A 23,332-nucleotide genomic window follows, 5' to 3' on the forward strand; every position below is an offset into this window, starting at 1 on the left:
GTACGGTCGACCCGTACCTCGTCGCGAGCCGCGACGTCGGTGCGGCCGCCATACCGGCCGATCCAGCGGCTCGCGGTCACGGGGGCTCCCCGCACGGAAGACGGACTCCTGCGCTCCAGCACCGGTACTGCGTCCACGACGCAGCAGCTGCTCTCGCACTGACGTCCCCCGTGCCCGCCCCTCAGGGGCGAGCCGTTGCTCCTTCGGAGTCCGGTGGTCGTCGTGCGCCGACACCGACCCCTGGAGCACCGTGCCCTCCACTTCCCGCACCACCCCGCCCGCCGTCGTCCTCCACGACTGCACGTTCGCCTGGCCCGACGGCTCCGTCGTCCTCGACCGCGTCACCGCTGCGTTCGGACGCGGGCGCACCGGTCTCGTCGGCGCGAACGGCGCCGGCAAGTCGACCCTCGTCCGCCTCGTCACCGGCGGCCTCTCCCCCACCGCCGGGAGCGTCTCGACGACGGGACCCGTCGACCTGCTGCCCCAGCGCCTCCGGCGAGGGCCCGACGACACCGTCGCCGATCTCCTCGGGATCCGGCAGCGCCTGGACGCTCTGCACGCGATCCTCCGCGGCGACGCGGATCCGAGGCACTTCGAGGTGCTCGCGGACGACTGGGACCTCGAGGCCCGGGCGCTCGCCGCACTCGGCGACGCCGGTCTCGACCTGGAGGAGGCGGACCTGCTGCGGCCGGTCGCGACCCTCTCCGGAGGGCAGGCCGTCCTCACGGCCGTGACCGGCGTCCGGCTGCGCGGCCGGCCGATCGCCGTGCTCGACGAGCCGACGAACGACCTCGACCGGCGCTCCCGAGGGCTTCTGCTCGACCTGGTCGACCGGTGGCGCGGGACGCTCGTGCTCGTCAGCCACGACCGGGAGCTGCTCGAGCACGTCGACGAGATCGCGGAGCTGCGCGACGGGGCGGTCCGCACCTCGGGCGGGACGTTCTCGGCGTTCGAGGAGCGGCTCGCCCTCGAGCAGGCGGCCGCGGAGCGCGATCTGCGCGACGCCGACCGGCTTCTCCGCGCCGAGCGGCGGCAGCGCATCGAGGCCGAGACGACCATCGCCCGCCGGGCGCGGGCGGGGGCGCGATCGGCGGAGTCGATGCCCGCGATCCTCGCGAACGCGCGGAGAGGACGAGCCGAGGCGACCGCGGGACGGCTGCGCTCCGGGCACGGGGCCGCGGAGGCGCGGGCGCGCGAGCAGGTCGACGCAGCGTCGCGGGCAGTCCGGGACGACGACCGGGTCCGCCTCGACCTGCCGGACCCCGAGGTCGCGGCCGGGCGCCGTCTGGCGGAGGTGACGGTGCGCGGCCGGACGACGGTGCTCCAGGGGCCGGAGCGGATCGCCGTGGTCGGCGCGAACGGGACGGGGAAGACGACCCTGCTCGAGCACCTCGTCGGGGCGCCGGGTGCGCGGGAGCATCCGCTCGCCGGCACCACGGCCCGAGCGCTGACGGAGCGGGTCGGCTGGCTCCCCCAGCGCCGCGAGGGACTCCTCGACGAGGAGGCCACCGTCCGGGAGCACGTCTCCCGGGCCGCGCCGGATCGTCCTGCGGTCGAGCTGCGGTACGCCCTCGCGCGGCTCCTGGTGCGCGGCGACGTGGTCGATCGGAGGATCGCGTCGCTCTCGGGCGGCGAGCGGTTCCGCGTCGCGCTCGCCGGGCTCGTGCTGGCGCAGCCGGCTCCGCAGCTGCTCGTGCTCGACGAGCCGACGAACGACCTCGATCTCGCCACGACCGACCACCTCGTCGACGTTCTCGCCGCCTGGCGGGGCGGCCTGGTCGTCGTCAGCCACGACGAGGCGTTCCTCGACCGGCTCGGACTCCACTCCCGAGTGGTGCTCGACGCGGAGTGACGGCTGGTCCCCCGGCCCCCGGCGGTTCTGGCCTCGACCGGGCCCCTGCCGCCGGGGAGACTGTCCGGGCCCCTCCCGCCCTCAGCGAACGGACCGACGTGCTCACCGGACTCAGCGCCTTCCCCCTCACACCGCTCCGCGACGACAGCATCGACGAGCGGTCGTTCGCCGCTCTCGTCGAGCGGCTCGCGCGGGCGGGAGTCGACTCGATCGGCGCCCTGGGCTCGACCGGCTCGGCTCCGTACCTGGACCGCGGCGAGCGCCGGCGCGCAGCAGAGATCGCCGTCCGCGGCGCCGGTCCGGTGCCGGTCGTGGTCGGGATCGGGGCGCTGCGCACCTCGCAGGTGCTGGCGCTCGCCGAGGACGCGCAGAGCGCCGGAGCGAGCGCGGTGCTCCTGGCGCCGCTCGGCTACCAGCCGCTGACGGACGAGGACGTGCTGGGGCTCTACGAGGACCTGACGGCTCAGCTCTCGGTGCCGCTCGTCGTGTACGACAACCCCGGGACGACGCGCTTCTCCTTCTCCGACGACCTCTACGGGGCCGTCGCCCGGCTGCCGCAGGTCGCCTCCCTCAAGATCCCCGGCGTGCCGGAGGGACCGGGCGCCGCGGCGGCGCGCGTCAGCGAGATCCGGGAGCGGGTGCCGGAGGGGGTCACCGTCGGGGTCTCGGGGGACGCCGCGGGTGCGCGCGGGCTGCTCGGCGGCTGCGACGCCTGGTACTCGGTGATCGGCGGCCTCTTCCCGCGGACGGCGCTGTCGATCGCCCGGGCGGCGCAGTCGGGCGATGAGGCGGCCGCGATCGCGGGATCGGCACGCCTGCAGCCCGTCTGGGACCTCTTCGCGGAGCACGGCGGCAGCTACCGCGTGGTCGCGGCGATGGCGGAGCAGCTCGGTCTCGCCGAGGCGCGCTGCCTCCCGCGTCCGGTCCGCGGGCTCGGTGCACGGGCGCGGGCCCGGGTCGCGGAGGTCCTGGCGGAGCTGGGGCCTGTGCTGGAGTGATCCGCGGGCGGGTCGGCGGGAGGACGGCTCGGACGGCGTGGTCGTTCCGGACAGCCGGAGGGGCGGGCCGGGGATGTCCCCGACCCGCCCCTCCGGCGGAGCACGCGACCTCAGCAGGCCTTGGACGCGCGGTAGGTGTTGCGTCCCGCCGCCACGAACAGCGCGTCGAGGACTCGGGCCTTGCCCGGCGCCACGGAGTAGCAGCTGCCGTCGAAGTCGGCGATGATGTCGGCCTTGCGCTCGACCGTGCTCGACCCGCAGTTGCGGAAGACGAGAGCGCGCTGGCGCAGGACGCCCTCGGGTCCGAGGGTGGCGCCGGTGGCCACCTCCTGGGCTCCGCACGCGTAGTTCCCGGCGCTCACGTACTGTCCGTTCGCGACCTCGGCCGCGGAGGCGGGCGTCGCGACAGCGACGACGCCGACGGAGGCGATGGCGCCCGTGAGGGCGAGGGTGGCAAGAGTTCGTCGAAGAGTCATGGTCGTTTCTCCTTCTGCTTCTCGGTCCTTTCACGCTGGCACCGGTCCGCCGACGAGCGCGAGGAACCTGGGAGCCTTCACACCGGGGGGCCAGACCGGTGCGGGGAAGTGCTCCCGAACGGGGCGAAAGGGTCGGAACCGGCGGGGCGGACGATCAGGAACGGGCCTCTCCTTCGCCTCGTGAGCGCCTCGATCCGCCGCCGATGCGGTCGCCGAGCCGCCGACCGTTCCGTCCGTGCGGCGTCGTCCCTCCGCCGTCCCGCGACTGGCGCGCATCGGCGGGTCGTCCGGCCGGTCCTCCGGCTAGCGTTGCAGGCATACCCCCGCCGACCCGGACCGCTCCGCCGACCTCGTCGGTTCGCGGTCCCTGCACGAGGAGCTTCCGTGTCCCCCGACGATTCCGCAGGACCCCCCTCTCGAACTCCCGGCCTCCGGCGGCGCACCGTCGTCGGCGGCGCCCTCACGGGTGCTCTCGCTCTGGGCGTGGCGACGCTCCCGGCCGCCTCAGCCTCAGCCTCCCCCGTGCCCGGCCTGCCCGGGGAGAAGACCCGCACGATCAACGTGAGGACGAAGAACCGCGGCGTGCTCTACGACGTCCTCACGGTCTCGATCGCGGGCGACCTCGCGCGGATCTTCGTGCCGCAGACGGTGAAGCCGCGGCAGGCCGCGGCGGTACCGGTGATCTGGTTCATCCACTCCGCGCAAGCCGACCACACCTCGCTGTCCAGCGTCTTCGCGTACCCGGCCGAGCTCGCCGTCGAGCGGGGCGCCATCGCGATCTGCCAGACGCTCGGCGGCACGATCTGGACCAACGACACCGCGCAGAAGCACCAGCGGAACGGCTACGCCTACCTCTCCGGCCAGTTCCCGATCGCCGCGAGCTACCTCTGGGCGATGTCGGCCGGCGGTGCGCTCGCCTGCGAGGACTACGGCGCGCGGGTCTTCCCCGGCATCAACGGCGTCTACCTGGTCAACGGCGTCTACGACCTCCGCGACACCCACGACCGCACGACGCGGGGCCGCTTCTCGATCGGCGGTGCCTTCGGCGGCAGCACCGCTCAGATCGACTCCCACAACCCGAAGCGGCTGCCCGCCTCCGCCTGGGCCGGCGCGAACATCCGCGCAGTGGTGTCCGACACGGCCCACCCGGACCCGAGCGTGCCGCCGGCACTGCACGGGCTCGCCCTCGTGAAGAAGGCGACGGCCACGGCCAGGGAGGCGACCGTCCGGACGCACGCGCTCGGCCACAACGCACCGTCGTGGGTGAACCAGGACGGCATCGATGCGATCTTCCGCTGGCACGCCGGGCTGGCCGCCGCGCCGGCGCCGTCGGCGACGCCGACCCCGACGAAGACCCCCGTCGTCCGCCCGTCCACCGCGGGCCGCTGGGACTTCGACCAGGCGGACGCTCCGTACGCGGGAGGGTCGGGGTCCCCGTTCCGACCCCGCTGAGCGGTCAGGACGCGACGGCGTCCCTCGGGTTGCGCTGACCGTCACGGGCCCGCGGCGGGAGCGCTCGGCCGCAGTGAGACCGGGCCTACGTCCCCTCCGCGGAGCTCCGCGGCGCCCTCTTCCGGACAGGGCCGCTAGAGGACATTGTCAGCGGCGGGACGGCCGTGCCACGGTTCGAGGACGGCCGATGAGGGCCGTCCCGATCGAAGGCAGCACATGCGCTCCAGCACCGTCCCTCGTCCGCCCGCCGTCCAGGACGGCACGTCGCAGCCGCGGGATCCAGGAGCGGCGCGGCGGCTCCGGCGGGGTCTGCTCGGGCTGATCGCGGCCGTCGCGCTCCTCGTCGGCACCGCCGTTCCTCTCGCGGCGGTCGCCGCTCCGTCCGCCCCGGTCCTCGGGGTGGCGGCCTGGGGAAGCAGCACCGACGGGAAGACCACGGTCCCGGCCGGGGTCGAGGGCGTCCTCTCCCTCGCCGCGGGCCGGACCCACAGCCTCGCCGCGAACGGCGACGGCGGGGTCGTCGCCTGGGGCCGCGGGTCGTACGGGCAGACCAGCGTCCCCGACGGTCTCACGGGGGTCGTCGCGGTCTCCGCCGGCGACTACAGCAGCCATGCGCTGAAGAGCGACGGGACCGTCGTCTCCTGGGGCTACGACGGCGACGGGCAGGTCTCGAGGAGTGCCGCGCTGACCGGGATCGTCGCGATCTCGTCCTCCCGCGACAACAGCCTCGCGCTCGGCAACGACGGCACCGTCACGTCGTGGGGCAGCAACGGGCTAGGCGAGGGCCTGGTCCCGGCCGGCCTCGGAGGCGTCACGGCCATCGCCGCGGGCCAGCGCCACAGCCTCGCCGTGTCCGGCGGGAGGGTGATCGCCTGGGGCTGGGACCTCTACGGGCAGACCGACGTCCCCGCGGGGCTCGAGGGCGTGGTGGCCGTCGCGGCGGGAGAGACCCACAGCCTCGCGCTGAAGGAGGACGGCACCGTCGTAGCCTGGGGCGCGAGCTCCGACTCGGTCGTCGTCGACTACGGCCAGACCACGGTGCCGGAAGGCCTGTCCGGGGTCGTGGCGATCGCCGCCGCGTCCGACTACAGCCTCGCGCTGAAGGGCGACGGCACGATCGTCGGCTGGGGCCGGAGCTCGGCCGGGCAGTTGCAGTTCCCCGCCGGCCTCGCCGGCACGACGGCTCTCGCAGCCGGACCCGATCACGTGCTCGCCCGGGGCCCGCGTCCGGTCCTGACGGCGGATGCTCCTCCCGCATCCGGGCCGCTCGGAGCGGCCGCCTCGTACACCTTCGCGGCCGACCGCCCCGCCTCGTTCGCGGTCGCCTCCGGCTCCCTCCCCGACGGCCTGTCCCTCAGCGCGTCCGGGGTCCTCTCCGGCACGCCGACGACCGCGGGCACGTCCACCTTCGCCGTCTCCGCGCGGAACCCCTTCGGCACCACCGTCGGGGCCCCGCACACGTTCGCCGTGGCGGAGACGACGGTCGGGCCGACCCTGGCCGGCGACCCGCCCGCCGCGACGGTGGGCACCCCGTACGACTTCGACTACAGCGTGACGGGCACACCGGCGCCGACGGTCTCGCTCGTCTCCGGAACGCTCCCCGCCGGCCTGAGCCTCGATGATCGTGGCGGCCTGACCGGGACGCCGACGACCGCCGGACGCTCCACCTTCACCCTGCGGGCCTCGAGCGCTGCGGGGAGCGCGGAGACCACCAGCACCGTCGTCGTCTCCCCCGCCGCCGCTGCACCGGGGATCTCCGGTACCCCCGGGCCGGGCGTCGTCGGCACCCCCTACGACTTCGGCTACACCGTTTCGGGCTTCCCCGCGCCGTCGGTGGCCGTCTCCTCCGGTGCGCTCCCGTCCGGCCTCACCCTGACTCCGGCCGGGCGCCTGACCGGGACTCCGTCCGCGCCGGGCACCTTCACGTTCACGCTGGCGGCCCGCGCCGGCACCGCCTCCGCGGAGACCACCAGCACCGTCACCGTGTCGTCGCCGACGGTCGCGCCGACCCTCTCCGGGACGGTCGCGGCCGGCGTCGTCGGCTCGGCCTACGACTTCCGCTACGCGGTGAGCGGCACGCCCGCTCCGTCGGTCTCCCTGGTCTCCGGCGCACTGCCCGCCGGACTCACCCTCGACGCGACCGGGCGCCTCTCCGGGACGCCGACCACGGCCGGGACCACCACCTTCAGCATCCAGGCCGCGAACTCGGCGGGCACGGCTCGGGCGACGAGCACGCTGACGGTCTCGCCGAAGCAGGTCGCGACGAAGGCCGATCTGCGCGTCGACCTCTCCGGGCCGGCCTCGGCGGTGAAGGGGAGGACGCTCACCTACACCCTCATCACGACGAACGCCGGTCCGGCTGCGTCTGGGTCGGTCTTCTCGCAGGTCGTCCTGCCCGCGGGTGTGCAGTTCGTCTCGGCGACAGGCTCGTACACCAGGGTCGGGAACGTCGTGGTGTTCCAGCGGGCCGGCCTGGCGGACGGGCGGACCGTGTCGGAGAAGATCACGGTGAGGGCGGCCGTCTCGGGCACGGCGACCGCGCTGGCGGCGGCGTTCTCGACGAAGACGCCCGACCCGTCCATCCGCAGCAACGCGGACACGGCGAGCACGACGATCCGCTGACCGCGGGAGCGTGACGGCGGGCGGTCCCTCGCGGGCCGCCCGCCGTTCTCGATGCGGGAGCGTCGAGGTCCGCCGCGTCCGCGCCTCGTCTTCGACCGCTAGCCGGCCCGAGGGCGGTAGAAGCGCACGACCGGGAGGGCAGCCGTCGGAGCCTCGGGCACGACGATCTCGAGGCGCTGGATCAGGGCCGGGACGGTCGGCGTGGTCTCGAGCCGGCACTCGAGCTCTCCGTCGCGGCCCGGCAGGAGGAAGGCCGCCTGCGCCGCGGAGGCGCTCCAGAGCAGCCGCTCCACCAGCGGCCTCGCGGTCGGGTCCTCGGCGAGCCCGCCGATCTCCGCGATCGCCGTGGCGAGGCGGCGGGCGCGCACGTCGGCCGGCACATCGCTCAGCAGGTTGGGGCTGAACAGGGCGCCGCTGCCCGGCTCCCCCGCCCGGGTGAGGTCTCCCGCGACGATCGCGGCCTCGACGGCGGCGGCCGCGGCGAGCGTCGACGGGAGGAGGGTGATGGTCCGCGCCGGAGGAGCGGTGTCCTCGAGGGCGGCGCGGAGGAGTCCCGTCGCGGCGGCGGCGAGCTTCGCCCCGTTCGCGGTCGCGAAGACCACGGCCCCCAGGCCCGACTCCAGATGCCACCGCATGTTCGACGACCAGCCCGGCAGGCCGCCGGAGTGGTGGGCGATCCCGCCGAAGCGGACGTCGTGCTCGACGACGAGGCCGAACCCGTAGGCGGAGCCGTCGAGCATGCTCTCGACGGCGCGAGGGCTCAGCGCGGGGACCGGCGTCCAGCCGCGCTGCATCTCGCGGCGGGAGGCGCGGCTCAGCACCGGGTCGTCGTCCGCGCCGTCCTCGCCCTCGAACGCGGAGGAGAGCCAGCCGCTCCAGCGGGCGATGTCGCCGACCGTGCTGAACATGCTCGCGGCGCAGGCGCCCGCTCCGGTGCCGGTCACGGGGCGGGGCACCCAGGTCGCTCCGTCGTCGAAGGTGCTGAAGCCGGCCGCCAGGTCGGTGCCGTCGGGGTAGTCGCCGCTGTCGTAGCGGGTGTCGTGGAGGCCGAGCGGCTCGAGGATCGTCCGCGTCGCGAAGGACGGGAAGTCCTCCCCGGTCACGTTCTCGACGAGCACGCCGAGCAGCCAGAAGCCGATGTTGGAGTACTGGTAGACCTCACCCGGCCGCTCCGTGAAGGTCAGCCCGCGGCCGACGACCTCGAGGAACTCCTCCCGCGTCAGAGCCATGACGTCGTCGGCCCAGCCGTTGTCCTCCGGGAGACCCGAGCAGTTGCTGAGGAGCATCCTGACCGTCACGGGCAGCGGTCGGCCCGCGGAGTCGAGCGGGTCGGTGAACTCCGGCACGTGGTCGGCGACGCGGTCGTCGAGGCGGAGCAGCCCGCGGTCGCGCAGGATCAGCACCGCCGCCGCCTCGAAGCTCTTCGACATGGAGGCGATGCGGTGCACGGTCCCGGGCCCGGGAACGGCCCCGTCGAGGCGGTGCTCGCCGCGGCCGTGGTGGACGAGGAGCCCGCTGCGGTCGAACAGGGCCCAGCTCACCGAGGGGGCCGGCGGCGCCTCCTCGTCGAACCACCGGGCCAGCCGGTCCTGGAGCGGCGGGGAGAGGAGCGTCGGCGGAGGGAGCGTCATGCCCTCATCCTCCCGCACGCGGCACAGGCCGCCGCGGTCCTGCGGGTCACCGCGGGAGGACGCCGTCCGGGCTCAGCCAGTCCGGGCGGCTCCCCTCGACCGCGTCCAGGACGTCCTCCTGCGGGCCGGTCGCCGGTCTCCGCGGCGACGATGATCCGGTCGTCGACGGGAGCGGAGGGACCCGCCGTGCGTCCGGCGAGCATCCCGATCAGCAGCACTCCCCCGGCGACGCGCGCCCGTCCGCTCACCGTCGAGCGTCGCGGCGACGGCCGCTCCGGCGGGCTGACGGGTCCCGGCGAGAGCCCGGAGCGACCGCCGTCACCTGCGAGCCGGACGAGGAACTTCTCAGGTCCTCTTGCGTGTCGCAGGCGCGGAACCTAGTTTTGTCGAACCGGTTCGAAGCACTGTTGCTCCGACCCCGGACCGACGCCCGCCGTCGTCCGGCCGGCTGTCCCCACAGAAAGTGACCAGCGTGACAACGATGTCCTCCCCGAGGCGCGGCACCCGCTCCCTCGCCCTCGCGCTGAGTGCCGCGACACTCGCCGCCCTCGCCGTCGCTCTCCCGAGCGCCGAGTCCGCCTCCGCGGCCGACACCTCCGTCCCCGCCGACGCGCTCATCCTCCAGTACGACTTCGAGCAGGGGCAGGTGTCCGGATCCACGGTCGCCGACCTCTCGTCGAAGAAGCTCGACGGCACCGTCGTCAACAGCGCGAGAGCGACGTACGTCGCGGGTCGGAAGGCCGGTACGACCGCGATCGACCTTCCCGGGGGCGCGGCGGACTCGACCTCCGCGCCGTACCTGACCGTGCCGAACGGGCTCTTCCAGGGCGTGACGCAGACCACCGTCTCCGCCTGGACGAAGTGGTCCGGCACCGGAGGCTTCCAGTGGCTGTGGTGCCTGGGCATCAGCCCCGACGCCGCGTCGGCCTTCGCTCCGTCGTTCGACGGCGGCAGCGCCCGCGCGATCATCAAGCAGCTGAAGGACGGCGGTGAGACCGGGGTCTCCAGCTCCTCGCCGCTGCAGAAGGACCAGTGGGTCAACGTCACCGCGACGATGGACGGCACGACCGTGACCCTGTACCTCAACGGTCTGCAGGTCGCGACGGCTCCCGCCTCCGTCGATCTCGCGAAGCAGCTCTACTCCGCCTCCGCCTCCAAGAGCGGCAACATCGGCCGGGCGCTCTGGAACGTGCACCCCTACTTCGACGGAGCGATCGACGACTTCCGCGTCTACAACCGGGCTCTGACCGCCGCTCAGGTCCGGGGTCTGGCGGGCGACGCCGCGCCGGCCGTCACCGGCGTTCTCTCGACGAGCGTCGCGGTCACCACCGGCATCGGCGTCGCGCCGGCCCTGCCGGGGGTCCCCGCCACCTACTCCGACGGCGTGAACCGTGACGCCCCGGTCACCTGGGAGAGCGTCCCCGCCTCCGCGTACGCGAAGCGCGGCACCTTCACCGTGAAGGGCACCGTCACCGGCCTCGGCACCGCGGTCACGGCGACCGTCACGGTGCGCGCACTCGACGAGATGACCATCGACCTCGGCACGAGCACCGGGGAGTTCATGGGCGGCGCGTCCGGCACCCTCTACGGGGTCTACGGCGAGGGCCTCCCCTCCGACAACCTCCTCGAGGGGATCGACCTGCGCACGGTCTCGACCAAGGCGCAGGACGGGCCGCAGCATCCGGGCGCGGACGCGTTGAGCGTCGCGAAGGCCGTCGCCGACACCTCGGACGGCGACACCTACATCTACATGACGGACATCTACCGCGGCTTCCCCTACGAGTGGCCGGGCAGTACTCCCCAGGAGAAGCTGGCCGACTACCAGGCGAAGATCGCCACGCAGGTCGACCAGGTGCTCGCGCTCCCCGAGGAGTACCAGGACAACATCGTGTTCGTGCCGTTCAACGAGCCCGAGGGCAACATGTTCGGCAACGGGAAGTGGAGCTACGACGGGAAGAGCTGGCTGGAGGACCCGACCGCGTTCTTCGCGGCCTGGGACAGCACCTACGCGCTGATCCGCGACAGGATGCCCGACGCCCGCATCGCCGGACCGAACACCAGCGTCCTCTACGACCAGGTCCGCGGGTTCATGACCCACACGCTCGAGCAGGACACCGTCCCCGACGTGATGACCTGGCACGAGCTGAGCGCCCCGGGTGAGATCCGCACCAACGTCGACCGCTTCCGGGCCTGGGAGGACGAGCTGTACGCGGGCACGTCCTACGCCGGGAAGCACCTGCCGGTGAACCTCAACGAGTACGCCTTCAATTACCACACCTCCGTGCCCGGCCAGATGGTCCAGTGGATCAGCGCGCTCGAGGACAAGAAGGTCGACGGCGACATCGCCTACTGGAACATCGACGGCAACCTCTCCGACTCCGCGGTGCAGGCCAACCGCGCCAACGGCCAGTGGTGGCTCCTCAACGCCTACGCCTCGATGACCGGCGACACCGTCGCGGTCACGCCGCCCAAGCCCGGCCAGAGCTACACCCTCCAGGGCGTCGCGACCCTCGACACCGCGGCCAAGCAGGCGAGAGCCCTCTTCGGAGGCGTCGGCGGCTCGCAGAAGGTCGCGTTCGAGCGCATCCCGGCCGCCACCTTCGGCTCGAAGGTCCACGTGGAGGTCAGCGAGATCCGCTGGACCGGCCAGGTCGGCGACTCGGGAGCCCCGCAGACGGTCAAGGAGTTCGACGCGTCCGTCGTGGACGGCGCCCTCTCGCTCGACTTCGGCGGATCCCTCCCCGCGCTCGACGTCGACTCCGCCTACGAGGTCGTCCTGACCCCGGGCGCCAACGCGTCGTCGCCGTCCGCCTCACCCGTCGACTTCCGCCAGAAGTACGAGGCCGAGGACGCCCGCTACACCGGATCGCGGAACCTCAACGGACCCGAGGGCTCGCCGACCAACGTCGGCGGCTTCTACACCTCGGGCGGACGTAACGTCGGCGGGATCCGCACCGGCGGCGACCTGAAGCTCGACTTCGCGGTCACCGTCCCGAAGGACGGCGAGTACGACCTCAGCGTCTTCGCCAACTCCCTCAACACCTACGCCGCCAACGCCCAGCAGGGTCCGATCAACGCGTTCCTGAGCGTCGACGGCGCTGCGGAGCAGGAGATCCTCCTTCCGCTGGCTTACAAGTTCGTGGTCTGGGACCACGCGGACACGAAGGTGAAGCTGACCGCCGGCACCCACACGATCTCGCTCGCCGCGAAGAACCTCGCCGGCACGAAGTCGACCGTGGGCGACGCGATCGTCGACAAGATCGAGCTCTCCCTCCCCAGCGCGGCCGCCGCGACCTCGATCCACGAGGCCGAGACCGGCACGCTCGACAACGGAGCGACGGCCGACTACTCCCGCGCCGGCGTCTCCGGCTCGGGCACGGCGACGCTCACCAGCGGCGCCTCCACCACCGTCTGGGGCTACTCCGCGAAGGACGCGCCGTCCTCCGTGACCGTGGACACCCTGGGCGGCGGCACCGGCGACCTCTACGTGAACGATGTGAAGGTCGGGCCGGTGGGCGCGAGCTCGACCCGTCAGGTCTTCCTCTCGGGCGGCGTGAACAAGATCGAGGTCGTCGGCACGAGCGGCACGCTCCTCGTCGATCGGATCGTCATCGGAGCGAGCGCGAACCCGCCCGCGACGACGAGCTATGAGGCGGAGGCGGCCACGATCACCGGCCCCGCCACGGTCCGCGACCTGTCCTTCGCGTCGGGCGGCAAGGCCGTCGGGAACATCGGGGGCGGACGCGACGGCGACTCGACCCTGACCTTCGGCGACGTGAAGGCCGAGCAGGACGGGACGTACGCGCTCACGCTGCGCTACTCCAACGAGGAGCAGTCCCCCGCGACGCACTACAACCCCGACCCGCTCGCCCGCCACGCGGACATCACGGTCAACGGAGTGACGCAGCGCGTGCTCTTCCCGCACACGTTCCACCAGAACCAGCTGTGGGACCTGAGCGTGCCGGTCACGCTCAGGAAGGGCTCGAACACCATCGCGATCACCTCGAAGGAGCTCCCGGGCTTCGACGGGACGACCTACCTCTCCGACACCTTCCCCGGCGTCCTGCTCACCTCGCAGTACGCGCCCAACATCGACAGGATCTCGGTCACGCCCTTCGTCGGGCGGACCACGGGCCTGACGGTGAGCGGCACGGCGGCCTCGCGCTGCACCGCGGGGAAGGTCACGATCACGGGGACGGCGACCAACACCAGCGCGGTCGCCGCTGACATCACGATCGGCTCGGCCTGGGGCACGAAGACCTTCACCGGAGTCGCTCCCGGCAAGACGGTCTCAGCCGCCTTCAGCACCCGCGCTGCGAGTGTCGGAGCCGGCGCTCTCGACGTGCGGATCGCGGGGACGGTCGACGGCGCTGCGGCGAGCGGATCCACGGCACCGGCCTACGGTGCGGCGCGCTGCGGCTGATCCGTCCAGAACGCCCTGACGCGGCCGGGCACCTCGTGCGCCCGGCCGCGTCGGCGTGTCGTCGGGACCGGAGGTTCCCCGACGGGGACGAGCGCGCCGTGGACGAGCAGAGCGCCGGAGCCGCAGCGTCCGGTCCTCGCTCCGGGGACGCGGCGCCCGAGTTGCGTGCGCCGCGCCGCACTGCCACTCTCGACACGGTTCGAGCGGGGGTGGAGATGGCCACGATCGGAGACGTCGCGAAAGCGGCAGGGGTCTCTCGCAGCACGGTGTCGTACGTCCTCTCCGGCAAGCGCAGCATCTCCCCCGAGACGCGCAAGCGCATCGAGGACGCGATCGCCGAGCTCGACTTCACGGTCAACGCCGGAGCACGGGCGCTCGCGACGCGCCGCACCATGGCGCTGGGCCTGCTCGTCCACTTCGACCCGGACGAGTTCGCGCCCGCGATGGTCGAGTACGTCCTCCCCATCACGGCCCGCGCCCGCGAGCTCGGCTACGACGTGCTGCTGGCCACCGAGGCCGACGGGGCGGCTGCCGTCCGCCGGCTCACGCGCTCCGGCCAGGTCGACGGACTGATCCTCCTGAGCGTCGCGGACGACGACGACCGGCTGCCCGTCCTGCGCGCCTCGCGGCGGCCCGGTGCCGCCCTCGGCGTGCCCGCGGACGCCTCCGGGGTGGACGTCTTCGACCTCGACTTCGGCGACGCGGCCCGCCTGCTGATCGAGCACCTGGGCGCCCTCGGGCATCGGAGCATCGGTCTCGTCACCCCGCCTGAGCGCGTCTTCGACCGCGGAGGGACCTACGGGCTCCGGTTCCGCGAGTCGGCTCTCGAGACCGCCGGTCGGCTCGGGATCGAGCTGGTGCTGCGCCCGGCCGCCACCGCCGCCGACGCCGTCGAGCCGATGATCGCGGCGTTCCTCGACGACAACCCCGGACTCACGGCGCTGGTCGTCCACAGCGACCGGACCATCGCGATGCTTCCCGCGATCCTGGGCCGACGCGCTGTCGCCGTGCCCGGGCAGCTGTCCGTCGTGAGCCTGTACTCGGCCGAGTTCGCCCGCGACTTCTCGCTCCCCTACAGCTACGTCGAGACGGGTGCCGCCGAGCTCGGCGCGCACTTGGTCGACACGCTCGTCGAGCGGATCGAGCAGCCGTCCCGCGGCGAGGAGCCGTCGATCCGACTCCTGCCCGCGCGTCTCGTCGACCGCGGGAGCGCCCGCGCGGTCTGAGGACCGCTCCAGAGCCCCCGAGGCCCGGTCAGAAGCGCGAGGCGACCTCGTAGAGGACCTCGTCGTCGCCCGCGTAGACGCCGTCGCGCCGCGGCCAGTGCGCGATCACGTCCGTGAAGCCGAGCTCCTCCGCCCGGCCGGCCATGTCCTCGAACCGGGCGACGCTCTCGAGGGAGTAGTCGCTCCCGGAGTCGAGCGAGAGGTGGCGCTCAACGGTGCGCGGGTCGCGCCCGGCCGCCTCGAGCGCCGCGTCGAGCCGCCGGGAGAGGGACGCGACCGCCCGCCACCACTCCTGGCTCGACACTCCCTCCGGGCCGGTGGTGACCCAGCCCTGCCCGCGCTCGGCGACGAGCGCGAGGCCCTTCGGCCCGTTCGCGGCGAGGACGAACGGGACGCGGGGGCGCTGCACGGGCTCGCCCACCATGCGCGCGGAGCGGGCGGTGAACCACTCCCCCTCGAGGTCCACGCCGCCCGAGCCGGGCTCCTCGAAGCGCAGCAGCGCGTCGAGTGCGGTGACGAACTCGGTGAAGCGCTCGTGCCGCTGCCGGGGCGAGTACTCGGGCTGCCCGAGCACGCGGGCGTCGAAGCCCGTGCCGCCCGAGCCGACCCCGAGGATCGTCCGACCGCCCGAGATCTCGTCCAGGGTCGCGATCTCCTTCGCGAACGGCACCGGGTGGCGGAAGTTCGGGGAGGTCACGAACGTGCCCAGGCGGAGCGTCTCGGTCACCGTCGCGGCAGCGGTGAGGGTGGGGACGGTCGCGTGCCACGGCTCGTCGGCGAGGGAGCGCCAGGAGAGGTGGTCGTAGGTCCACGCGTGGTCGAAGCCCAGGCCCTCGGCCGACTGCCACTTCCGGCGGGCCTCGGCCCACGGGTCCTGCGGGAGGATGACGATGCCGTGTCGCATCGTCCGAGTGTACGAGCGCCGTCGGGTCAGAGCGCGGCGGGCGGCACCGGGGGCGGATCGGGCACCTCGTCCACGACCGAGCGCGGGACCATCAGGGTCGGCATCCGCACGCGCAGGCGCAGCGGTTCCCGCTCCGACGCGCCGAGCAGCTCGCGGGCGGCGCTCCGCACCTGCCGCGCTAGCGCCGGGTGCACGGCCCCCGGATCCTCGAACGCGGCGACCAGCTCGCGCAGCACTCGGGTGGTGCTCCGCGGGTCGCCGTCCTGCCTGGGCATCGGATCGGCCCCTCACTCTCGGCACGGCCGTCAGGGTCCCGGCGGTGCAGCGGATGTCTCGCGCCGACGGTAGGGCCGGGGACGGCGCCGTGGCACTGAGGTTGACAACGGGAGGACCCGGCGGATCGCGGTGCGCGGGGTGCGATCCGGGCGAGGGCGGTCCTGCTGGGGATCGACGGCCACCGCCGGGAGAACCCGCTTCCCACGATCGCGCCCGTCCGGTCGCGGCTACTCTCGGGGCGTGATCACGACGACGGAGCGGGTGGACGACTGGGTCGAGGGCTGGTGCCGGGCACGCGGCGTGCAGCGCGTCCGCGAGGACGGGGCCTGGCTGGTCGATGTCGGAGCGGAGTCGCGCACGCGTGAGCGGATCCTGGTCGATCCGTCGCCCTCCGCGCTGCAGGCGGGCGCCGAGCGGGTGGCCGGGCCCCAGGAGTGGCTGACGGTCATCGGCCTGGGCGACGACGCCCGCCTCGCGCCCGCCGCCGGGCTGGAGCTCGTCGCGAGCGACGAGAGCCTGATGGCGGCGCTCCTCGGCCCGGGCCGCACCGCCGAGGGTGCCCTGCTCGCGGGAGCCGTGCTCGAGGCCGCCGACGGAGTGGCGAGCGTCCGGCTGCTGGTCGACGGAGTCGTCGCCGCTCAGGGCACCGCCGCCGTGCACGGGACGGTCGCGGTCCTGGACCGGATCGAGACCGATGCGCGGTTCCGCCGACGCGGGCTGGGACGGCGGGTCGTCGACGCCCTCACCGCCTGGGCCCGGTCCGAGGGTGCACGGAGCGGTCTCCTCGTCGCCAGCACGGACGGCCGCGCCCTCTACCTCACCCTCGGCTGGGAGGTGGTCGCGCCGGTGCGCATCTGGCGCGGGGCCGCACTCCGAGATCCGGGACAGGGCTGCGCGGCCGCCGGGCGATGATCCCCCGCCGTACGGCCCTCCGGGAGCGCACGTCCGCCTGAGTACGGAATCCCGCGCAGCGCATACAGGCGGCGGAGAACGGCGGAGCAGCCGTGAAGCGGCCGCCCGCCGATCTGTATTCAGCCGATAACACCACCCTCGAAAGAGGGACGCCCGCTATCGCTCACACGGCCTTGTCCGAGAAGCGGATCATCCCCTTCTCGGACTCGTGTCACCGCCCTCGGGTCGTCAGCCGAGAGCGCCCTTCTCGGCCGAGTAGAGCTGCTTCACCTGCTCCGCGGTCAGCGCCCGGTCCCACACCCGCAGTCGGGCGAGGGAGCCGGCGAAGCGGTTGATCATCGTGCCGTCCCGGCCGACCGCTCCGACCACGAAGTCGCCCGGAGCCGCGTTGAGGCCGTCGGGGTAGACGTAGGGGTTCTTGGCGTAGGTCGCGCCGAGCTTGTCGGTGTACACCGGGTACGCGGTGGCGGCGCCGTCGAGGTACGAGACCGCGACTGCGCCGTCGTACGTCCCGACGTGCAGCTGCCACACGCCGCGCGTGATCCGGCGGGGCTCCACCGAGTAGTCGCGCGAGTACGGGTAGCCGGGCGTCGGCCCGCCGAGCTTCGAGACGTGCATGCACACGCGCTCCCAGCCGCCGTACTCGGGGAGGTTGTTGAACAGCGCATAGGAGCGCAGCGGCCCGACCGTCGACTCCTCCCAGACGCCCGCGATGCAGGCGCCGTCCGCGTCGGAGTTGAGCACCCACACCGCGATCGTCACCTGGCCGGTCGAGGCGCCCAGGTTGAGCGGGCCGACCTCGTCCTTGGGGACGACCAGGTGGTCCGTCGTCCCGTTGAGGGCGACTCCGGTGCCGAACGGCGTGGCGACGGCGCGGGCGGAGGAGCCCGCGCCCTGCCGGAGCGCCGGAGCGCCCGCGACGGCCGAGGCGAAGGGGGCGGCGCTCTCGGCGAAGGACCACTCCGCGATCGGCGTGGGCACGGTGACCGTGGGGACCGGAGCGGCGTCGCCGACCACGAACGCGTCGAGGATCAGGTTGGTGCCGCTCGAGGCCGGGTTGCGGCCGCTCCCGCGGCGGATGGTCACCGTGTGCGGCCCGGCCGCGAGCTGTCCGCTGCTCCAGACCGTCTGCTTCGACCGCGTCGCGGCGCTGTAGCGGTCGACGGACGCGACCTTGACTCCGTCGAGCTCGACCTCGTTGATGCCGGACGAGCCGGTGAGGCGGCTGATCCAGCTCACGCTGGTACCCGTGAAGGCGAGGGTGGCGGAGGCGCCCGCGGTGGTCGAGTAGGCGATGCTGCCGCCGCTGTCGGTGCTCGCCTTCAACGTCGACCAGGTGCCGGTCGTGACGATCGGGGCGGCGCCGTTCTCGTAGGTGCCCGCTCCGGGCAGCGTCGTCGCCGGCGGAGGCGTCGCGTCGCCGACCACGAAGGAGTCGAGCAGCAGGTTGGTCCCGGTCGAGGCCGGATTGCGGCCGCTCCCCCGGCGGATCGTCAGCGTGTGCGGCCCGGCGGCGAGCTGTCCGCTGCTCCACACCGTCTGCTTCGAGCGGGTGGACGCGCTGTAGCGGTCGACGGAGGCGACCTTCACACCGTCGAGCTCGACGTCGTTGATCCCGGAGGACGACGTGAGTCGGCTGATCCAGGCGATGCTCGTGCCGGTGAAGGCGAGCGTCGCGGAGGCGCCGGAGCTGGTCGAGTAGGCGATGCTCCCGCCGCTGTCCGCGGTGGCCTTCAGCGTCGTCCAGGTGCCGGTGGTGACGATCTGCGCGGCGCCGTTCTCGTAGGTGCCCGCGCCGGGCAGCGTGGACACGGGTGGCGTCTCGGGCTCGGGCTCCGTCTGCGGCACGGGGCCCTCGGTGATCCAGCGCTGGAAGGTGTCGAGCATCTCCTTGTTGGTGAAGCTCGGGACCTTGTGCCCGTCGGTGCCCTCCCCCGGGTGGGTGCGGACCGTCGCCTCCTTCGCCAGGGGCAGGGCCGCGGCGTGGAGGGCGGCGCCGTGCAGGGCGAACGGCACGACCTTGTCGTCGGGCGATCCGGTGATCCTCAGCCGCGCACCGCGCCACACCGACGCGGGCAGCCGCGCCGGGTTGGTGGCGGCGATGGCCGCGGCGTCGGCGTACTCGGGGCCGATCCGGTCCGGTTCGCTCGCCGCCCGCTCCTCCATGTCGTAGGAGCTGTTGCAGAGGTACGCGCCCCGGATGTTCGGCACCATCCGCTTCCCGTAGGCCCAGGTCAGAAGCGGCCCGCCCCCGGAGTCGGAGCGGAGGAGGCTCGCGTCGATCCGCCATACCGACGAGGCCCAGGCGGCGACAGCGGCCTGGATCTCGATCGCCCGCGGGCTCGACCAGATGCTGCCGCCGTAGGTCGGGCAGATGCTGACGATGCCGCGGTCCACGGCGAGGTCGGCCGAGTACGCGAAGGCGCTCGAGAGCGCCGTGTGGGTACCGTTGCGGGCGTGGTAGTACCAGAGCATCGATGCGCCCCTGGTCTGCGACGGAGGCGTCGCGTGCGGCACGAACAGGCGCGCCCGGTCCCCCGCGACGACGACGTCGATGATCTCGTAGCGCTTCCCGCCCGTCTTCGACGTGGCGGTGGACAGGCGCGAGACCTCGCCGGGCAGTCGGGGCACCGCGGTGAGGTCGCCGGCCGCGAGGGCCGGCGTCGCGAAGGCGATCGCGCCCGCGCCGGCGACGGATCCGGCGAGGATCGTGCGGCGGGAGAGAGCGGAGAGGGCCTTGACGCCCGATCGGGAGCCGGTGCGGGAGGAGTCGGCGGAGTCGCCGACGGCAGTGTCCTGAGGAGTCACGGAAGAGAGAGCCTTTCCGATCGTCACCGTTCCGGGTACACCGATCGAAAGAGGAGGAGAAGGCGTTCAGTGAACGAGCGGCAGCGCTCGCGTTACTGATGCGGATCACCTTCTCCTCGAGAAGGAAAGGGAAGCCGGATCAGGATAACAGAGGGGATGAGAAGGGGTTCAGTATTTCTACCCACCGTTTCATCGACCGGAGGAGAATGGGCGAGGAATCGCTTATCCGGCCGCTTATCGTCCCTTTTCCGGTGACACGACGCGTGCTGGACACCGCCGTCTGGCAGGATGCCCCCGTGTCGGAGACGGGTCGGCTGCAGCGGGGCGGCGCCCTCCCCGTGCTCCTCGTGTTCCTCCGCCTCGGGCTGACCTCGTTCGGCGGGCCGATCGCGCACCTCGGCTACTTCCGCGAGGAGTTCGTGGTGCGCCGCGGCTGGCTGACCGATCGCGCGTACGCCGACCTCGTCGCGCTGTGCCAGTTCCTCCCCGGACCCGCGTCCAGCCAGGTCGGGATGGCGGTCGGCCTGCAGCGCGCGGGACTCGCCGGACTGGTCGCCGCGTGGTGCGGATTCACGCTCCCCTCGGCGATCGCCCTGGTCCTCGTCGCCGGGCTCGTCGCCGGTGCGGGCGACGTCGCCTCCGCCGGCTGGCTCCTGGGCCTCCAGGCGGCGGCGGCCGCGGTCGTCGCGCAGGCCGTGCTCGGGATGGCGCGCTCGCTCGCACCGGACCGCCGCCGCGCGACGATCGCCGGCGCAGCGGCTGTCGCCGTCCTCCTCGCCCCGGAGCCCGCGCTGCAGGTGGCGGTGATCGCGGCTGCGGGCCTGGCCGGCGTTCTCTGGCTCCGCCGCGAGGAGGGGGCTCCGGACGACGGCCCGGGGTTCGCGGTCCGGATCCCGACGGCGCTCGCGGTCTCGGCCCTCGCCCTCTGGGGGCTCCTCCTGGTCGGCCTCCCCCTGCTCGCCGCGCTCACCGGCGAGGGAGCGGCGGGTCTCGCCTCCGTCTTCTACCGGTCGGGCGCTCTGGTGTTCGGGGGCGGCCACGTCGTGCTGCCTCTGCTGGAGGCGCAGACGGTCGGCGCCGGCACGGTCGGGCAGAGCGAGTTCCTGGCCGGATACGGGGCGGCGCAGGCAGTGCCCGGCCCGCTCTTCACCTTCTCCGCGTTCCTCGGCGCGGTGGGCGCGGGGACGCCGGACGGTGTCGCGGGGGCGGCGATCGCGCTGGTCGCGATCTTCCTGCCGGGCGCTCTGCTCGTGGTCGGCGTGCTCCCGTTCTGGCAGCGGCTGCGGCACCTGCCGGTCGCGCAGCGGGCGCTGGCCGGCGTGAACGCCGGCGTGGTGGGACTGCTCGGCGCCGCCCTCTACGACCCGGTGCTGACCGAGGGCATCGGCTCGACCGGCGCTCTGACGCTCGCGATCGGCGCCTTCGTGGCGCTGACGCGCTGGACCGTGCCCCCGTGGATCGTCGTCCTCGCCGCCGCGGGCCTCGGCGCCCTGCTCCTCTGACTCCCTCCGGGGACGACGATCCGGACCAGCCCTGGCAGTCTGGACGCATGAGGGCTCGGGGGACGACAGCGGCAGTGGCGACGACGGCAGCGGCGGGGCTCCTGCTGCTGGGCGGGTGCACCGCCGGCGGCGGGGCCGAGGCGGGCGCCACGGCGTCCGCGCCCGCCTCGCGGACGCCGAGACCCGCCATCACCGACCTGATCACTCCGAGCCCGACCCCCTCCGCTCCGGCGACCGCCGAGCCGGTCGGAACCGTCGTCGACGCCGGGCCGGTCGGCGAGGGAGTCCCCGCCACCGTCTCGGGCACCGGCCCGGCCGACGTGTCGTTCCAGCGGCAGGGCGAGTTCGCGGTCGTCCTGAGCCTGGACTGCTCGGCCTGCACCGGCACGGCGATCGTCACCGCCGCGGGCCGGATGACGCCCTTCGGCGAGGCCGCCGCCCCGATGACGGGGTCGTTCCTGACCGGGATCTTCCGCGACGACCCCGTCGAGCAGCAGGTGATCGTCCGAGCCGACGGGCCGTGGACGCTCGGCCTGCAGAGCTGGAACGACCTCGCGACGGTGAGCGGTGCGCAGTCCGGCACCGGCCCGGCCGTCCTGTTCTTCTCCGACGACGTCCCGCGCGTGACGGTCGACTACACGCCCGCGGGTCCGGACGACTCGTTCTCCGGCCGCGTGTTCACGACCTCCGATCAGCCGCAGCTGTTCGGCGACTCCGTCGCCTTCTCCGAGGTGTTCGAGGCCGACCTGCCCGGCGTCATGGCCGTCCAGACCGAGGGGACCTGGACCGTGACGCCGACGCCCTGACCCGGGGTCGCGACGCGCCGTCCGCGGAGTCGGGGAACGGGCGCCCCTCGGCCCAGACCCGCTGCACGCGGAGCGACGCGTCGAGCAGGACGACGTCGGCGCGGTACCCGGGCGCCAGCAGGCCGAGGTCGCCACGGCCGAGCACGCGGGCGGGAACGGCGGTGAGGGCGGCGACGGACGCCTGCAGCCCGAGCCGGCCGGGCCCGACGGCCCGCCGCAGGGCCTCCTCCTGCGTGACCGTGGATCCGGCGAGCACAGCGGTGCCCGCGAGCCGGGCGACTCCGCCGAGCACCTCGACGTCGAGCGGGCCGAGGCGGTGCACTCCGTCACCCGCCCCGGCCGCCGCCATCGCGTCGGTGACGAGCGCGATCCGCCCGGGAGCCGCCGCGAACGCGAGCCGCACCACCTCGACGTCCACGTGCCGGCCGTCGAGGATCAGCTCGAGCGCGACCCGCTCGTCCCCCAGGGCCACCGGGATCGGGCCCGGGGAGCGGTGGCCGATCCCGCGCATGGCGTTGAACGCGTGCGTGACCAGCCGGGCTCCGCGGTCGAACGCGGCCCGCGCCTGGTCGGCGTCCGCCTCGGTGTGGCCCACCGCGACCACCGTGCCGGCGCCGGCGAGCCGCTCCACCGCGGCGAGGGCTCCCGGCAGTTCGGGCGCGAGCGTGATCTGCGCGAGGCGTCCGCGGGCGGCGTCCAGCAGCCGGCTGACCGCGCCGGAGGAGGGGTGCACGAGAGCCGCGGGGTCGTGCGCTCCCCTGCGCGAGGGCGCGAGGAACGGGCCCTCCAGGTGCGCGCCGAGCACGAGCGGGTCGGCGGCCGCGAGAGCCGAGACCGCGTCCAGAGAGGCCTCCAGCTGCTCCAGCGGTGCCGACACCAGGCTGACCAGCGAGCGCGTGGTGCCGCGGGAGCGGTGCAGCGCGAGGCCCGCGCGGATCGCCTCCGCTCCTCCGTCGAAGGCGTGACCGCCCCCTCCGTGCACGTGGAGGTCGAGGAAGCCCGGGACAGCGGTGAGGCCCCGCGCGTCGTGCAGCTGCGCCCCCTCCGCCTGCGCCTGCCAGCCGGTGCCGGTGCCGGTCGCCGTGATCGCGCCGTCCCGCGCGCGGAGCCAGTGGTCCTCCACCGTCCCGGCCGCGTCGACCTTCCGTGCGCTGTGGATGATCAGCGCGGCGTGCGCCATGCGGTCCCCTCCTGGGTGTCGTTCCGGATCGTCGGGGACTCCGCCCCCTCCCGACGATGGCACAGCCCCTGCCGGTCGAGCCGGTCTGACACCGATCACTGCGCCACCCGAACGCATTCCGCGCCTCCGCGTCACGAACAGGGACCTCGCGCGTCTCCTGTGCATGCCTCCCCTGGACACCCAGGAGGGGACCGCATGGCGCACGCCGCGCTGATCATCCACAGCGCACGGAAGGTCGACGCGGCCGGGACGGTGGAGGACCAC

The 23,332-nt window shown here is 73.8% G+C and carries 15 protein-coding genes; 9 read left to right on the forward strand and 6 right to left on the reverse strand.

The features are described 5' to 3' along the window. The first annotated feature begins 250 nt into the window (after positions 1 to 250). Both C5C95_RS09970 and C5C95_RS09975 read left to right on the forward strand, forming a co-directional pair. Entirely contained in the window at positions 251 to 1,852 is a 1,602-nt protein-coding gene (locus C5C95_RS09970; RefSeq protein ID WP_104324347.1) for an ABC-F family ATP-binding cassette domain-containing protein, read from the forward strand. Positions 1,853 to 1,950: 98 nt separating this feature from the next. Next, entirely contained in the window at positions 1,951 to 2,850 is a 900-nt protein-coding gene (locus C5C95_RS09975) for a dihydrodipicolinate synthase family protein (protein ID WP_104324348.1), read from the forward strand. A 110-nt stretch (positions 2,851 to 2,960) separates the two neighbouring features. On the opposite strand, the gene C5C95_RS09980 is transcribed toward C5C95_RS09975, so the two are convergent. Further along, a complete protein-coding gene (locus C5C95_RS09980; RefSeq protein ID WP_104222056.1) occupies positions 2,961 to 3,326 on the reverse strand; it encodes a hypothetical protein in 366 nt (121 codons plus the stop codon). A gap of 384 nt (positions 3,327 to 3,710) precedes the next feature. Here C5C95_RS09980 and C5C95_RS09985 point away from each other — a divergent pair, with 384 nt between their 5' ends. Together C5C95_RS09985 and C5C95_RS09990 are read left to right on the forward strand one after the other, a co-directional pair. Continuing rightward, complete coding sequence (locus tag C5C95_RS09985; protein ID WP_104324349.1) at positions 3,711 to 4,778, forward strand: hypothetical protein; 1,068 nt, start codon at positions 3,711 to 3,713, stop codon at positions 4,776 to 4,778. A 216-nt stretch (positions 4,779 to 4,994) separates the two neighbouring features. Then, complete coding sequence (locus tag C5C95_RS09990; protein ID WP_104324350.1) at positions 4,995 to 7,400, forward strand: putative Ig domain-containing protein; 2,406 nt, start codon at positions 4,995 to 4,997, stop codon at positions 7,398 to 7,400. Between the two features lie 98 nt (positions 7,401 to 7,498). On the opposite strand, the gene C5C95_RS09995 is transcribed toward C5C95_RS09990, so the two are convergent. Continuing rightward, positions 7,499 to 9,031 carry a serine hydrolase gene (locus tag C5C95_RS09995; protein WP_104324351.1) on the reverse strand — a complete coding sequence of 511 codons (1,533 nt, stop codon included), beginning with the start codon at positions 9,029 to 9,031 and terminating at the stop codon, positions 7,499 to 7,501. Positions 9,032 to 9,512: 481 nt separating this feature from the next. On the opposite strand from C5C95_RS09995, the gene C5C95_RS10000 reads away from it, so the two are divergent. Next, complete coding sequence (locus C5C95_RS10000) at positions 9,513 to 13,454, forward strand: LamG-like jellyroll fold domain-containing protein (RefSeq protein ID WP_104324352.1); 3,942 nt, start codon at positions 9,513 to 9,515, stop codon at positions 13,452 to 13,454. A 215-nt stretch (positions 13,455 to 13,669) separates the two neighbouring features. Further along, positions 13,670 to 14,680: a LacI family DNA-binding transcriptional regulator gene (locus tag C5C95_RS10005; RefSeq protein WP_104324359.1), complete on the forward strand. Its 1,011-nt coding sequence runs from the start codon at positions 13,670 to 13,672 to the stop codon at positions 14,678 to 14,680. Positions 14,681 to 14,708: 28 nt separating this feature from the next. On the opposite strand, the gene C5C95_RS10010 is transcribed toward C5C95_RS10005, so the two are convergent. Both C5C95_RS10010 and C5C95_RS10015 read right to left on the reverse strand, forming a co-directional pair. Next, entirely contained in the window at positions 14,709 to 15,584 is an 876-nt protein-coding gene (locus C5C95_RS10010) for an LLM class flavin-dependent oxidoreductase (RefSeq protein WP_104324353.1), read from the reverse strand. 26 nt (positions 15,585 to 15,610) lie between these two features. Further along, positions 15,611 to 15,859 carry a hypothetical protein gene (locus tag C5C95_RS10015; RefSeq protein WP_146078454.1) on the reverse strand — a complete coding sequence of 83 codons (249 nt, stop codon included), beginning with the start codon at positions 15,857 to 15,859 and terminating at the stop codon, positions 15,611 to 15,613. 241 nt (positions 15,860 to 16,100) lie between these two features. Between C5C95_RS10015 and C5C95_RS17675 the strand changes: the two genes are divergently transcribed. Beyond that, positions 16,101 to 16,772, forward strand: a complete 672-nt coding sequence (locus C5C95_RS17675) for a GNAT family N-acetyltransferase (RefSeq protein WP_219814752.1) — start codon at positions 16,101 to 16,103, stop codon at positions 16,770 to 16,772. A gap of 228 nt (positions 16,773 to 17,000) precedes the next feature. On the opposite strand, the gene C5C95_RS10025 is transcribed toward C5C95_RS17675, so the two are convergent. Further along, on the reverse strand, positions 17,001 to 19,580 hold the full coding sequence (locus C5C95_RS10025; protein ID WP_104260708.1) for a LamG-like jellyroll fold domain-containing protein: 2,580 nt from the start codon (positions 19,578 to 19,580) through the stop codon (positions 17,001 to 17,003). A 296-nt stretch (positions 19,581 to 19,876) separates the two neighbouring features. On the opposite strand from C5C95_RS10025, the gene chrA reads away from it, so the two are divergent. Both chrA and C5C95_RS10035 read left to right on the forward strand, forming a co-directional pair. Beyond that, positions 19,877 to 21,082: a chromate efflux transporter gene (gene chrA, locus C5C95_RS10030; protein ID WP_258072654.1), complete on the forward strand. Its 1,206-nt coding sequence runs from the start codon at positions 19,877 to 19,879 to the stop codon at positions 21,080 to 21,082. 74 nt (positions 21,083 to 21,156) lie between these two features. Continuing rightward, the gene (locus C5C95_RS10035) at positions 21,157 to 21,888 is read left to right on the forward strand and encodes a hypothetical protein (protein WP_104225243.1); all 732 of its coding nucleotides are present in this window, start codon (positions 21,157 to 21,159) and stop codon (positions 21,886 to 21,888) included. Here the strand turns inward: C5C95_RS10035 and C5C95_RS10040 are convergent. Next, positions 21,839 to 23,068: an N-acetylglucosamine-6-phosphate deacetylase gene (locus C5C95_RS10040; RefSeq protein WP_104324355.1), complete on the reverse strand. Its 1,230-nt coding sequence runs from the start codon at positions 23,066 to 23,068 to the stop codon at positions 21,839 to 21,841. The two genes, C5C95_RS10035 and C5C95_RS10040, sit on opposite strands and share 50 nt — an antisense overlap. Positions 23,069 to 23,332: the final 264 nt, after the last annotated feature.

The sequence above is a fragment of the Rathayibacter sp. AY1B7 genome (assembly GCF_002932735.1).
Classification (GTDB): Bacteria; Actinomycetota; Actinomycetes; order Actinomycetales; family Microbacteriaceae; genus Rathayibacter.

Coding starts and splice junctions, on each gene's coding strand:
- C5C95_RS09980 (WP_104222056.1), bottom strand. CDS start 3,326: ATGACTCTTCGACGAACTCTTGCCACCCTCGCCCTCACGGGCGCCATC.
- C5C95_RS10000 (WP_104324352.1), top strand. CDS start 9,513: ATGTCCTCCCCGAGGCGCGGCACCCGCTCCCTCGCCCTCGCGCTGAGT.
- C5C95_RS10005 (WP_104324359.1), top strand. CDS start 13,670: ATGGCCACGATCGGAGACGTCGCGAAAGCGGCAGGGGTCTCTCGCAGC.
- C5C95_RS09990 (WP_104324350.1), top strand. CDS start 4,995: ATGCGCTCCAGCACCGTCCCTCGTCCGCCCGCCGTCCAGGACGGCACG.
- C5C95_RS10040 (WP_104324355.1), bottom strand. CDS start 23,068: ATGGCGCACGCCGCGCTGATCATCCACAGCGCACGGAAGGTCGACGCG.
- C5C95_RS10015 (WP_146078454.1), bottom strand. CDS start 15,859: ATGCCCAGGCAGGACGGCGACCCGCGGAGCACCACCCGAGTGCTGCGC.
- C5C95_RS09995 (WP_104324351.1), bottom strand. CDS start 9,031: ATGACGCTCCCTCCGCCGACGCTCCTCTCCCCGCCGCTCCAGGACCGG.
- C5C95_RS10010 (WP_104324353.1), bottom strand. CDS start 15,584: ATGCGACACGGCATCGTCATCCTCCCGCAGGACCCGTGGGCCGAGGCC.